The organism is Sporosarcina koreensis (assembly GCF_042655825.1).
Lineage (GTDB): Bacteria > Bacillota > Bacilli > Bacillales_A > Planococcaceae > Sporosarcina > Sporosarcina koreensis.
On record NZ_JBHSNP010000023.1, the window covers coordinates 14,493 to 27,014 of the forward strand.

Annotated in this window: 14 protein-coding genes; 13 read left to right on the forward strand and 1 reads right to left on the reverse strand. The window is 46.7% G+C overall.

Annotation, left to right across the window (positions count from 1 at the left end):
- Positions 1 to 361: 361 nt before the first annotated feature.
- The 7 genes from metG to ACFPTP_RS10355 all read left to right on the forward strand — a co-directional run bounded on the left by metG (position 362) and on the right by ACFPTP_RS10355 (position 6,885).
- On the forward strand, positions 362 to 2,323 hold the full coding sequence (metG, locus tag ACFPTP_RS10325) for a methionine--tRNA ligase (protein WP_381444397.1): 1,962 nt from the start codon (positions 362 to 364) through the stop codon (positions 2,321 to 2,323).
- Between the two features lie 122 nt (positions 2,324 to 2,445).
- A complete protein-coding gene (locus tag ACFPTP_RS10330) occupies positions 2,446 to 3,216 on the forward strand; it encodes a TatD family hydrolase (RefSeq protein ID WP_381444399.1) in 771 nt (256 codons plus the stop codon).
- A gap of 131 nt (positions 3,217 to 3,347) precedes the next feature.
- Positions 3,348 to 4,580: a ubiquitin-like domain-containing protein gene (locus ACFPTP_RS10335; protein ID WP_381444402.1), complete on the forward strand. Its 1,233-nt coding sequence runs from the start codon at positions 3,348 to 3,350 to the stop codon at positions 4,578 to 4,580.
- Between the two features lie 143 nt (positions 4,581 to 4,723).
- Entirely contained in the window at positions 4,724 to 5,284 is a 561-nt protein-coding gene (gene rnmV, locus ACFPTP_RS10340) for a ribonuclease M5 (RefSeq protein ID WP_381444405.1), read from the forward strand.
- Entirely contained in the window at positions 5,277 to 6,161 is an 885-nt protein-coding gene (rsmA, locus tag ACFPTP_RS10345) for a 16S rRNA (adenine(1518)-N(6)/adenine(1519)-N(6))-dimethyltransferase RsmA (RefSeq protein WP_381444408.1), read from the forward strand. The genes rnmV and rsmA overlap by 8 nt, the downstream gene beginning before the upstream one ends.
- A gap of 143 nt (positions 6,162 to 6,304) precedes the next feature.
- A complete protein-coding gene (veg, locus tag ACFPTP_RS10350; protein WP_381444411.1) occupies positions 6,305 to 6,571 on the forward strand; it encodes a biofilm formation stimulator Veg in 267 nt (88 codons plus the stop codon).
- A 128-nt stretch (positions 6,572 to 6,699) separates the two neighbouring features.
- Complete coding sequence (locus tag ACFPTP_RS10355) at positions 6,700 to 6,885, forward strand: small, acid-soluble spore protein, alpha/beta type (protein ID WP_381444413.1); 186 nt, start codon at positions 6,700 to 6,702, stop codon at positions 6,883 to 6,885.
- On the opposite strand, the gene ACFPTP_RS10360 is transcribed toward ACFPTP_RS10355, so the two are convergent.
- On the reverse strand, positions 6,882 to 7,070 hold the full coding sequence (locus tag ACFPTP_RS10360; RefSeq protein WP_381444416.1) for a hypothetical protein: 189 nt from the start codon (positions 7,068 to 7,070) through the stop codon (positions 6,882 to 6,884). The genes ACFPTP_RS10355 and ACFPTP_RS10360 overlap by 4 nt on opposite strands.
- A gap of 144 nt (positions 7,071 to 7,214) precedes the next feature.
- Here ACFPTP_RS10360 and ispE point away from each other — a divergent pair, with 144 nt between their 5' ends.
- From ispE to ACFPTP_RS10390, 6 genes are all read left to right on the forward strand, one after another.
- Positions 7,215 to 8,081, forward strand: a complete 867-nt coding sequence (gene ispE / locus ACFPTP_RS10365; protein WP_381444419.1) for a 4-(cytidine 5'-diphospho)-2-C-methyl-D-erythritol kinase — start codon at positions 7,215 to 7,217, stop codon at positions 8,079 to 8,081.
- 57 nt (positions 8,082 to 8,138) lie between these two features.
- On the forward strand, positions 8,139 to 8,972 hold the full coding sequence (gene purR / locus ACFPTP_RS10370) for a pur operon repressor (RefSeq protein ID WP_381444421.1): 834 nt from the start codon (positions 8,139 to 8,141) through the stop codon (positions 8,970 to 8,972).
- Positions 8,969 to 9,346 carry a RidA family protein gene (locus ACFPTP_RS10375; RefSeq protein ID WP_381444424.1) on the forward strand — a complete coding sequence of 126 codons (378 nt, stop codon included), beginning with the start codon at positions 8,969 to 8,971 and terminating at the stop codon, positions 9,344 to 9,346. Before purR ends, ACFPTP_RS10375 begins: the two co-directional genes overlap by 4 nt.
- Before the next feature lie 173 nt (positions 9,347 to 9,519).
- Positions 9,520 to 9,804: a septation regulator SpoVG gene (gene spoVG / locus ACFPTP_RS10380; RefSeq protein WP_381444427.1), complete on the forward strand. Its 285-nt coding sequence runs from the start codon at positions 9,520 to 9,522 to the stop codon at positions 9,802 to 9,804.
- 367 nt (positions 9,805 to 10,171) lie between these two features.
- Entirely contained in the window at positions 10,172 to 11,542 is a 1,371-nt protein-coding gene (gene glmU / locus ACFPTP_RS10385; protein WP_381444431.1) for a bifunctional UDP-N-acetylglucosamine diphosphorylase/glucosamine-1-phosphate N-acetyltransferase GlmU, read from the forward strand.
- Positions 11,543 to 11,556: 14 nt separating this feature from the next.
- Positions 11,557 to 12,516: a ribose-phosphate diphosphokinase gene (locus ACFPTP_RS10390; RefSeq protein ID WP_252505027.1), complete on the forward strand. Its 960-nt coding sequence runs from the start codon at positions 11,557 to 11,559 to the stop codon at positions 12,514 to 12,516.
- The last annotated feature ends 6 nt before the right edge of the window (positions 12,517 to 12,522 follow it).

A 12,522-nucleotide genomic window follows, 5' to 3' on the forward strand; every position in this document is an offset into this window, starting at 1 on the left:
TATAGAATAATAGATTAATTGACGAAAACGGGACTATTGATGTTTAGTTTTTTCATCCTTTGTGAGGTATTAAGTATCCAATCGGGAGAGGATTTAGGGAAATGGAAGTGAAAGCGCATTTGAGCACTTATAAGGAAATTTTGTAATGTGTGAATACTTGCGTTTATGCGCATTTGGTACGGTTTATGCGTGTTTGTGGGCGGTTATGCGTGGAAGGGAACGTTTATGAGCATTTTAGACGATTTATGCGTGTTTCAAGGGATTTATGTGCGGATTGACGATTTTATGCGTGTCTACATAGCACTTTTGTTGAAATTTAAGTAATATGGTTAGTATAGATTGAAACACAGGAGGTATTTTGGTGGCAGAACAGCAAAAAACATTTTATATTACGACTCCTATTTATTATCCGAGCGGGAAATTTCATATTGGAACTGCTTATACGACCGTCGCATCGGACGCGATGGCACGCTATAAAAGACTGCGTGGATACGACGTACGTTTCCTGACAGGAATGGACGAGCACGGACAGAAAATCCAGGAGAAAGCTGAAGAGGAAGGTCTTCCGCCGCAGCAGTACGTAGACCGCATCGCGGATATTGCGATTGATCTGTGGAAGCTAATGGATATCTCGTATGATGATCTTATTAGAACAACGGAGGAACGGCATAAGGCAGCCGTTGAAAAGATATTCAAAAAATTCCTCGACAACGGCGACATTTACAAAGGCGAATACGAAGGCTGGAAATGTGTCCCTTGTGAATCCTACTTCACGGAGGCGCAGCTTGAAGACGGCAACTGTCCGGATTGTCATCGTCCGGTTGAGAGGGTTTCGGAGGAATCGTACTTCTTTAATATGAAGAAATATGCTGACAGGTTACTGCAATATTATGAAGACAATCCGACCTTCATCGAACCGGAATCCCGGAAAAATGAGATGATCAATAACTTCATCAAACCGGGGCTCGAAGACTTATCCGTGTCCCGTATGTCATTTGACTGGGGCATTAAAGTGCCGGGAGATCCGAAGCATGTCATTTACGTATGGGTAGATGCACTGACGAATTACATTACCGCGCTTGGCTACGGTTCAGATGATGAAACGCTATTCAATAAATATTGGCCGGCAGACGTGCATGTCGTCGGGAAGGATATCGTCCGCTTCCATACGATTTATTGGCCGATTTTCCTTATGGCGCTCGATCTGCCATTGCCGAAAAAAGTGTTTGCACACGGCTTCATTATGATGAAGGACGGCAAAATGTCCAAATCGAAAGGGAATGTCGTTTATCCTGAAATGCTTGTGGAGCGTTACGGCTTGGATGCGACGCGCTATTTCCTTCTTCGTGAATTGCCGTTCGGCCAAGATGGAACATTCTCACCTGAATCCTTTGTGGAGCGGACGAATTACGACTTGGCCAATGACCTTGGCAACTTGTTGAATCGGACAGTTTCCATGATCAATAAGTATTTCGACGGTGTCATTTCGACGGAGGGGCTTGAGCCGACTGAATTCGACAGTGTTCTGCGCGATTTCACAACGAACGCGATTGAAAAATACGAAGCTGCGATGGAGAAGATGCAATTCAGCGTTGTCCTTTCGGAGCTATGGACAATCATTTCCCGTACGAATAAATATATCGATGAAACTTCCCCGTGGGTTCTTGCAAAAGAAGAAGCGGATAAAGGGAAATTGGCATCTGTCATGGCCCATCTTGCCGCATCGCTCCGCCAAATTGCGGTGCTTTTGCAGCCGTTCATGACGAAGGCGCCGATTCAAATTATCGAACAGCTCGGATTGGATGAAAATATGCTTGCTTGGGATACATTAGGTGATTTCAATGCGATTCCTGCAGGAACGAAAGTTGTGGAAAAAGGGGTTCCGATCTTCCCGCGTCTCGATCCGGAAGTAGAAATCGTCTATATCCGCGACCAGATGGCGATTACAGCCCCACAAGAAAAGCAGGAAGAAGAGCCTGTCAAAGCCGAAGAGGAAGCAGAAGAAATCACGATCGACGACTTCATGAAAGTCGATTTGCGTGTCGCGACCGTGACGGCATGCGAGAAAATCCCGAAAGCGGACAAGCTGCTGAAGCTTCAAGTCGATTTGGGCTATGAACAGCGTCAAGTCGTCTCAGGCATCGCCGAACATTATGAACCGGAAGCGTTGATTGGCGAGAAGGTTATCGTTGTTGCCAATTTGAAGCCGGTAAAATTACGCGGCGAATTGTCCCAAGGGATGATTTTAGCCGGAAGTTCTAAAGGTGTATTGAAATTGGCAACGGTCGATCCAACACTGGAAAACGGTGCACAAGTGAAGTGAATCATACAGGACGGCGTTTCTTTTAGAGGCGCCGTCTTTATCTTTTAACTGAATTGTCACCATACTGTAACGAAAGTCATAATCCGTTGAAATACAATGAAATCTGTGAGGAGAGAGACATCATGTATATCGATACTCATGTTCATTTGAATGCAGACCAATATGAAGAAGATGTAAAAGAAGTTATTCAACGCGCACTTGACGCGGGGGTCGAAAAAATGGTCGTGGTCGGCTTCGACCGCGTGACGATCGAAAAGGCGATGGAGCTTGCTGAGCAATATTCGTTCATTTACGCTGTCGTCGGCTGGCACCCTGTAGACGCTGTCGATTGCACCGACGAAGATCTGGAGTGGATTGAATCCTTGGCGGCGCATCCGAAAGTCGTCGGCATCGGGGAAACTGGCCTGGACTATTATTGGGATAAATCACCGAAGGACATTCAGCAGGAATTGTTCCGAAAACAGATCCGCCTTGCACAAAAAGTTGATTTGCCAATCATCATCCATAATCGTGACGCAACGGGGGATGTCGTCAGGATCTTGAAGGAAGAGGAAGCCGAAATAACGGGCGGAATCATGCATTGCTATGGCGGCAGCGTAGAGACCGCGAATGAATGCATCGATATGAATTTCCTCATTTCCCTTGGCGGACCCGTCACCTTCAAAAATGCCAAAATGCCGAAGCAAGTCGCAATGGACATTCCGTTGGATCATTTATTAATTGAAACGGATGCTCCCTACCTTGCACCCCACCCGCATCGCGGCAAACGGAATGAACCGGCGCTCGTCACACTCGTGGCAGAAGAAATTGCCCGATTGAAGGAAATTCCGGTTGAGGAAGTGGCAAATAGAACGACTGAAAATGCTTTGAAGATATTCCGTATTCCGAAATAATATAAAGGCTGATTGTACGGCTTCCAGATTGAATTTATCCACCCCTAGTGGAAAAAGTTGAAAACCAAATGGGTTGACACGTCGAAAAGGAAGCCTTATAATTTGCCGAGTGATAAAGGAGGAGTTTTTTCATGACACTAAGTACCATGAAAAATCTGTTCTCGATGTCATTGAGGAGTAAACAGATAGTGATCGTTACTTTTACGTTTGCGCTATTTGTTTCAATCATGTCACTTGTTCTTTACGAAATATCCAAGAAATCGGTCACGCTTAAAGTGAACGATGAGCAAATTGAATTGAAAACATCTGCACATACAGTTGGGCAACTTCTATCCAGTGAGGATATCGAAGTTTCCGAACACGACTTAGTAACACCCTCAGTGAATACCCCGATCGAGGAAGGATTATCGATCAGGTGGGAACAGGCAAAGCAAGTAGAGATTCAAACAGGCAAGGATACAGAAAAGATTTGGACGACGGATCAGAACGTCGGCGTTATTTTAGCCGAAGCAGGCATCGAACTTACAGAGCATGATGAAGTCACACCAAATCTGAACGAAAACCTGGGTGAAGATCTGCACATCAATATTCAAAAAGCGTTCCAATTGACGCTTATCAATGGCGGGAATGAGAAACAAATGTGGTCCACTTCGACTACGGTCGCTGATTTTTTAAGGAAAGAGAACATTCGATTGAATGAACACGACAAGCTGAACCTTGAGGCCGAGGAATTCGTGAAACCCGGTTCCATAATTGAAGTCGTGCGGGTAGAAAAGGTCACCGATGTAGTGGAAGAACCAACAAACTTTGCGGTTGTAACGAAAAGCGACGCCAAATTGTTAAAAGGACGCGAGAAGGTTGTCCAAGAAGGCAAGAAGGGTTCCGTTGAACGCAAGTTTGAAATTGTCAAAGAAAATGGCAAAGAAGTATCTCGTACGTTATTGAGTGAAAGAGTCATTGAGGAACCGCAGAAGAAAATTGTTGCGGTCGGTTCCAAAGTAGTTGTGGCTAGCGCCTCTATTAAAAAACCGAATGTCGCCGTTTCACGCGGCAGCTCGGCAGCACCGTCCGGAGGGAAGGAATTCTACGTCACCGCCACTGCTTATACTGCGCACTGTAACGGTTGCACAGGAAAAACGGCAACAGGCATCGACCTAAGAGCCAACCCGGACCTGAAAGTCATTGCAGTAGATCCTAGCGTAATTCCGCTCGGCTCGAAAGTATGGGTGGAAGGTTACGGATACGCGATCGCTGGGGATACTGGCGGAGCGATCAAAGGGAAGAAGATCGACCTTCATGTACCGACTAAGGCGGCAGCATACAATTTCGGCCGCCGCACAGTGAAAATCAAAGTGATCGACTAATCTAATAGCAATCATTTTATTTCCACATCGACCCGTGGGGCTAACCAGTCCCGCGGTTTTTTTCGTGTAAGTGACTAGCCTGTACAAGAACCTATTCAACACGTAAAATTAAACAAACGTAACCTAATGAAATGAGGGTCACCGTGAACATAAAGGAAATCATCGTCGTAGAAGGCAAATCGGACACGATTGCTATCAAAAGGGCGACAGGAGCCGACACAATCGAGACGAACGGTTCAGCAATCGACGACAAGACATTGAATCAAATACGTCACGCCCAGGAAACACGCGGAGTCATCGTATTCACAGATCCCGACTTTCCGGGAAGAAGAATCCGATCCATTATCGAAGAACGGATTCCGGGTGTCAAACACGCATTTTTGCATAAATCGAAAACAATCGCGAAAAACGGGCAAGGACTTGGCATTGAGCATGCGAAAGATGAAGATATCCAAAAAGCTCTTGCAGCGGTCTATTCCGTCGATGTCCAACCTGTCGAAGAGATTCCATTACGAGTTCTGCTGGATGAAAGGCTCGTTGGACACCCCGACGCGAAAAAACGGCGTGACCGGCTTAGTGAAATATTGCAAATCGGACAAGTGAACGGCAAAGGTTTGAAAAAGAGACTTGAAATGTTCCGGATTGGGCAACATCAATTAATGGAGGCATTAAAAGTCCTGCACGAGGAGGATGGCCATGAATAGGGATATCGCAACGCCTATAAGAACGAAGGAAATTTTGGAGAAGCACGGGTTTTCATTCAAAAAAAGCTTAGGGCAAAACTTTTTGATCGACCCGAATATTTTACGCAATATCGTTTCGCATGCCGAGTTGACGGAAAAGACGGGCGTCATCGAAATTGGCCCGGGCATCGGGGCATTGACGGAGCATCTTGCACGGACCGCAGGGAAGGTCGTCGCGTTTGAGATTGACGGACGTCTGCTGCCGGTATTGGAAGATACAATGTCGCCGTATGACAATGTCACGATTATTAACCAGGACGTCTTGGAGGCGGATCTGAATAAAGTCGTCGAGGAGCAGTTCAGCGAATACGATGATATTGTCGTCGTCGCGAATCTCCCTTATTATGTAACGACGCCGATCATTATGAAGTTTTTGCTTGGGAAAGTTCCAATCCGTGGCATGGTGATCATGATGCAAAAGGAAGTGGCGGATCGCATTACGGCATCCCCAAGTACGAAGGCATACGGATCGCTATCGATTGCGGTCCAATATTACATGGATGCCGAAGTTTCGATGATTGTGCCGAAGACGGTGTTCATCCCGCAGCCGAATGTCGAATCGGCGGTTTTGACCCTGACAAAAAAAGCGGAGCCGCCAGTGGAAGTGAAAGACGAAGACTTCCTGTTCGCAGTGGCGAGAGGTTCATTCGTCCAAAGAAGGAAGACTTTGCTGAACAACCTGCAATCCTCCTTGCCTGACGGGAAGGCGAAGAAGGAACAGATTCTAGCGGCATTCGAGAAGATCGGCATGGACCCGGGCAGGAGAGGCGAGACATTATCCATCGAAGAGTTCGGGGAGTTGTCGAACGCCCTGTATGACGACTTCAAAAAATTGTGACGACAGATGCATTTCTTGGCCTGATTCATCGAAAAAACTAAAAAAAGAATTGACAATGACAGCGCTTTACTGATAAAATTCTTCTTTTAATTGACAGAACTTTTTAAAAGTGTTATACTAGTATCCAGTGAGGTGTAAGCGACGTGCCAAAAACATTAGCGGACATTAAGAAGTCATTGGATGCTCACTTGGGGAAACGTTTGCATTTAAGAGCAAACGGCGGCCGTAAGAAAACAATCGAACGTGCCGGAGTCCTTCGTGAGACGTATCGGGCAGTTTTTGTTGTTGAACTGGACCAGGATGAAAATGCTTTTGAAAGGGTGTCTTACAGCTACGCGGATATTTTGACTGAAGCAGTCGAAATAACAGTTCTGGATGACGGAGACGCCACAGCGTTCAGCGTCAAATAGTTTTTTATAGCAATCATGTATTGTTTTTTATTTAAAAATGCCTATGCACTCCTTAACGGAAGCGCATAGGTGTTTTTTTATCGCCATTGCCCATACTAGACTTGTCAGTCGATAAGGAGGAAAACCTAATGGCGAGAAGACGTAGTATAATGTCTGAGCACTTGAAGGAAGAGATTGCGAAAGAGCTTGGCTTTTACGATGTTGTTCAGCGGGAAGGTTGGGGAGGCATCAAAGCACGTGACGCCGGAAATATGGTGAAGCATGCCATTCAGATGGCGGAGCGTGGAATGGCGGAAAAACGGAACGACAGTTAAGATCCACCCATCTCATGAACGACTGACAAAGGAAGAGCTGCATGGATGTCGTAGTAGACGCCGTGCAGCTCTTTTCTTTCGGATAATAAGATATCGATCAATTTCACATGATTATCGGTCATTCCCCGGCTTATATCGGTCAATTCGGCGGAGTTATCGGTCAATTCCCGAAAGTTATCGGTCACTTTCCGACATTTATCGTCATTTCATGACCTTTGACCTATTAATTTCCTGTCGCCATCCGCCGCTTTTGTAATTTTTCAGGAGGAAATCTACCCGCCCTATGGTAAAATAGGGAACAATGACAAGCTTGGAATGGAGGGGGCTGGATGTTATATGAGAAAGCACCTGCAAAAATCAACCTGACACTCGATGTCTTACATAAACGCCCCGACGGTTTTCATGAAGTGGAAATGATCATGACGACAGTCGATTTGGCTGACCGTGTCTGGCTTCGCCCATCGAATGACGGGCATATCAACATAAAAGTGTCCGAACGGTTCGTGCCGAATGACCGGAAAAACTTGGCCTATCAAGCCGCAGATCTGCTCAGACGGAAATACGGCATCCGCGATGGGGTCGAAATCATGCTAGACAAAAAAATACCTGTCGCAGCCGGTCTCGCAGGGGGCAGTTCCGATGCCGCAGCTACATTGCGCGGGCTGAACAGGCTTTGGAAGCTGCAGTTAAGCGCGGATGAACTGGCGGATATCGGCTCACAGATCGGATCGGATGTGTCATTCTGTGTCCATGGAGGAACGGCGCTTGCAACAGGGCGCGGAGAGAAGATTGAGCATTTGCCGGCACCGCCGAACTGCTGGGTTATCCTTGCAAAACCTTCAATCTCCGTTTCTACCGCGGATATTTACCGGAATCTCGATGTCAATTCCATCAAGCACCCTGACACAGCAGGCATGCTAGAGGCATTGCAGACAGGGGATTACGGAAAAATGTGCGCATCGTTAGGCAATGTCCTGGAGCCGGTGACGATGAAGCTGCACCCGCAAGTCGTCGTTTTGAAAGAAAAAATGGAGCAATTCGGTGCGGATGCTGTATTGATGAGCGGAAGCGGTCCGACCGTTTTCGGCTTCGTCAGGCAAGAAGCGAGAGTTTCAAGGGTCTACAATGGACTAAAGGGCTTCTGCAAGGAAGTTCATGCGGTCAGAATGACGGGAGAACGTTTTCTACTTGATTGAAAGCGTACAATTATGATAATGTACGGATAAAACATTCGGTTTTAGGGGTTGTTAATGATGAAGTGGAAAAGGAGCGGAAGGCTCGTCGATATGACGCGCCACCTATTGGAAAATCCTCATACACTCATACCGCTCACATTTTTCTCCGAGCGCTATCAATCGGCGAAGTCATCCATCAGCGAAGACTTGGCAATTGTGAAGGAGACGTTCGAGGAGAACGGAACAGGCAAACTCATGACGGTATCGGGTGCCGCAGGCGGAGTGAAATACATTCCACAAGTGTCCGAAACGGAAGTCCGTGAAGTGATGGCCCTCATTAAAGAAAGCCTTGGCAGATCGGATCGGTTGTTGCCTGGCGGTTATTTATATATGACCGATTTTTTAGGGGATCCTAAAATAATGGACCGTATCGGAAAAGTGTTTGCATCTGCTTTCGCGGATACGGAGATCGACGTCATCATGACCGTTGCTACGAAAGGCATTTCGATCGCCCACGCGATTGCGCGGCATTTGAATGTCCCGGTCGTCATCGTCCGGAGGGACAGTAAAGTAACAGAAGGATCAACCGTCAGCATCAATTATGTGTCCGGTTCCACGCGCCGTATCCAGACGATGGTATTATCGAAAAGAAGCATGAAGAGCGGCAAAAGAGTGTTGATTACCGATGACTTCATGAAAGCCGGCGGAACGATGGCCGGCATGAAGAATCTACTGGAGGAGTTCGACTGCGAGCTAGCAGGGATAGCTGTCCTTGTCGAGGCGGAACATACCGAGGAAGTGCTCGTTGACGACTATCTCTCCTTGGTCAAGCTTCATGCAGTGAATGAGAAGAATCGTACGATTGAACTTGAAGAAGGCAACTATTTCATGAAGGGTGGAAAAACGGAATGAACTACGTAGCTACAGAAAACGCACCGAAAGCAATCGGCCCATACGCACAAGCAGTGAAAGTGAACGGGTTGGTCTACACATCCGGGCAGCTCCCGATGACACCGGACGGACTGCTTGTCGAAGGAACGATCGAAGAGCAGACGAACCAAGTTTTCGCCAATTTGAAAGCCGTGTTGGAAGAAGCGGGCTCTTCTCTTGATCAAGTCATCAAGGCGACGGTGTTCATCAAGGACATGAACCAATTCGCAGCGTTGAACGACGTATATGCACAACATTTCGGATCACACACTCCAGCACGCTCCACAGTGGAAGTAGCAAGATTGCCGAAAGATGCAACAGTTGAAATCGAAGTCATCGCCCTTGCAGGGGAATAAAAGAGAAATGGCGGCATGCTCGAAATTGAGCTGGCTGCCATTTTTATTTGCCCAAAAGGGAGCGAAAAAAGTTTTTTAGAAAAAGTTTGAAAAAATAAAAGGGAAATGCTTACTTTTGTAGAATATAATCGTTGAGACGAAACTAGACGAACAACAAAGGGAGTGGGGAAATAATGGAAGTGACAGATGTGAGACTTAGGAAAGTTGAGACAGACGGCCGAATGCGGGCAATCGCATCGATTACCTTGGACGGTGAATTCGTCGTACATGACATCCGTGTCATCGAGGGGAATGACGGATTGTTTGTCGCGATGCCAAGCAAGCGGACGCCGGAAGGGGAATTCCGCGACGTTGCACATCCGATCAATACGTCGGCAAGGATGAAAGTCCAAGATGCGGTCCTAAGTGCGTATCATATGGTCGAAGAAAAAGGGGTATTGGAAGAAGCGGGTGCATAAGTTGTTATATGTAAAGAAGCACCAAAGAGGCTGTGCAGAAGTCATTCTGTAACGGCTTCTTTTATTTCAAAGAAGGATTGCATCGAAAGCCGTAACGAAGAACGGCTTTTGCGAGGATAATTAAGGGATGCCTTAATTTCTGCAAAGAACGCAGAAATACGGCAAATCGAACCCTTCGCTGTTCGATTGGCTGTGCAGAAGTCAGTAGACATGACTTTCTGTGACAGCTTTTTTTGTTATTCATTGCCTACTAAAAATGAAACGAACAATATTAAAAGAATTAGAACCCATTGTCAAGGGGGGATAGTTGAAATTTATATTATTTTCGGCTATAGTCAATAATGAAATTATGGATGGAGGCCAGCAAATGACGAATACATATGCCATCGTCCTAGCTGCAGGGCAAGGGACGCGGATGAAGTCCGATTTATATAAAGTATTGCATCCTGTCTGTGGAAAACCGATGGTCGAACATGTTGTCGACCATATCCTCGGAATCGGCGCGGATAAAATCGTAACGATTGTCGGCCACGGCGCAGAAATGGTAGAAGAAACGCTTGGTGCCAAAAGCGAATATGCCCTTCAGGCAGAACAGCTCGGCACAGCACACGCGGTTCAGCAAGCGGAGGACCGGCTAGGCGAACTCGAAGGGATTACGCTCGTCGTCTGCGGAGACACACCGCTCATCAAATCGGAAACGATGCAAGCATTGATTGCGCACCACTCCGACACGAAGGCGAAAGCGACAATCCTGACAGCGCACGCCGATGATCCTACCGGCTACGGCCGCATTATCCGGGATGAGCAAGGAAACGTCCTTCGCAATGTTGAGCATAAAGATGCATCACCAGAAGAGCGGAAAGTGACCGAAATCAATACGGGAACGTACTGCTTTGACAACCGAGCACTGTTCGAAGCTTTGAAAAAAGTGAAGAATGATAACGCGCAAGGCGAATACTATCTGCCTGACGTCATTGGAATCCTTAAGGCTGAACAAGCATTGATCTCCGCCTATGTAACCGATGATTTCAGCGAAACGATCGGCATCAACGATCGGATCATCCTATCAGAAGCGGAAAAGGTGATGCGCCAAAGGATTGCAGAATCCCATATGCGGAACGGTGTGACAATCATCGATCCGGGCAGCACGTATATTAGCGCGGATGCCCAAATCGGCAGGGATGCAGTTCTTCAACCAGGCACGATGATCGAAGGACAGACGGTCATCGGGGAAAAATGTATCATAGGACCGAACAGTCATATCGTCAATAGTGAAATTGGCAATCATACAACTATCCATTCGTCAGTTGTACGGGACAGCACTATCGGGTCCGGTACGACAGTAGGCCCGTTCGCACATATCCGTCCGGAATCCAAACTCAGCGACAATGTAAAAATCGGCAATTTTGTCGAAGTTAAAAAGACAAAGCTAGGAGAAGGAAGCAAAGTTTCCCACCTCAGCTATATCGGTGATGCGGAAGTCGGCACGCATGTCAACATCGGCTGCGGAACGATCACGGTAAATTACGACGGTAAAAACAAGCACAAGACAACGATCGAGGATCATTCGTTTGTCGGTTGTAATTCCAATCTGGTCGCACCTGTAAAAATTGGAAAAGGTGCTTATGTAGCGGCCGGATCCACCATTACAAAAGATGTGCCAGAAAGTTCACTTGCAATTGGGCGCGCGCGCCAGGAGAATAAAGAAGGATACGCAACAAAATTAAATCTTAACTAACCAGGGGGACCATGATGGCTAATCATTATCCTAATGATAAACTGAAGATATTCTCTTTAAATTCAAACGAAACACTTGCGCAAGAAGTGGCTGACGAAATCGGACGCCCGCTCGGCAAGTGCTCCGTCAAACGTTTCAGCGACGGAGAAATTCAAATCAATATCGAAGAAAGTATCCGAGGCTGCGATGTCTTTGTCATCCAATCAACCTCTTATCCAGTCAATGATAACCTGATGGAGCTCCTTATAATGATTGACGCATTGATGCGCGCATCCGCACGTACAATCAATGTTGTCATGCCTTATTATGGCTATGCACGTCAAGACCGTAAAGCGCGTTCCCGTGAACCGATTACAGCGAAGCTTGTCGCAAACTTGCTTGAAAAAGCGGGTGCAGACCGTGTTATCGCCATTGATCTGCACGCACCGCAAATCCAAGGCTTCTTTGATATTCCGATCGATCATCTCGTAGCAGAGCCGATCTTGACGGAATACTTCAAAGGAAAAGGCTTGGAGGGGAACGAACTTGTCATCGTATCTCCTGACCACGGCGGCGTCACACGTGCACGGAAAATGGCGGATCGCATGAAAGCCCCAATTGCGATCATCGATAAACGCCGTCCACGTCCAAACGTTGCAGAAGTAATGAGCATCGTCGGGAACGTCGAAGGGAAAACAGCTATTCTGATCGATGATATCATTGATACTGCCGGGACGATTACAATCGCAGCGAACGCGATTATCGAGAATGGCGCGAAGGAAGTGTACGCTTGCTGTACACATCCTGTACTATCCGGCCCTGCTATCGAAAGAATCGACAATTCACAAATCAAGGAATTGGTCATTACGAATTCAATCGAATTGCCGGAAAGCAAAAAATCTCCGAAAATCAAGCAATTATCGATTGCTAAGCTTTTGGGAGAAGCAGTTATCCGTGTATTTGAAGAAAAATCTGTCAGTACGTTGTTTGAATAAGCAATC

Excerpts from the sequence above, each read along its gene's own strand:
- ACFPTP_RS10330 (WP_381444399.1), top strand. The coding sequence starts at position 2,446 with ATGTATATCGATACTCATGTTCATTTGAATGCAGACCAATATGAAGAA.
- ACFPTP_RS10335 (WP_381444402.1), top strand. The coding sequence starts at position 3,348 with ATGACACTAAGTACCATGAAAAATCTGTTCTCGATGTCATTGAGGAGT.
- rsmA (WP_381444408.1), top strand. The coding sequence starts at position 5,277 with ATGAATAGGGATATCGCAACGCCTATAAGAACGAAGGAAATTTTGGAG.
- ACFPTP_RS10355 (WP_381444413.1), top strand. The coding sequence starts at position 6,700 with ATGGCGAGAAGACGTAGTATAATGTCTGAGCACTTGAAGGAAGAGATT.
- ispE (WP_381444419.1), top strand. The coding sequence starts at position 7,215 with ATGTTATATGAGAAAGCACCTGCAAAAATCAACCTGACACTCGATGTC.
- purR (WP_381444421.1), top strand. The coding sequence starts at position 8,139 with ATGAAGTGGAAAAGGAGCGGAAGGCTCGTCGATATGACGCGCCACCTA.
- ACFPTP_RS10375 (WP_381444424.1), top strand. The coding sequence starts at position 8,969 with ATGAACTACGTAGCTACAGAAAACGCACCGAAAGCAATCGGCCCATAC.
- spoVG (WP_381444427.1), top strand. The coding sequence starts at position 9,520 with ATGGAAGTGACAGATGTGAGACTTAGGAAAGTTGAGACAGACGGCCGA.
- glmU (WP_381444431.1), top strand. The coding sequence starts at position 10,172 with ATGACGAATACATATGCCATCGTCCTAGCTGCAGGGCAAGGGACGCGG.
- ACFPTP_RS10390 (WP_252505027.1), top strand. The coding sequence starts at position 11,557 with ATGGCTAATCATTATCCTAATGATAAACTGAAGATATTCTCTTTAAAT.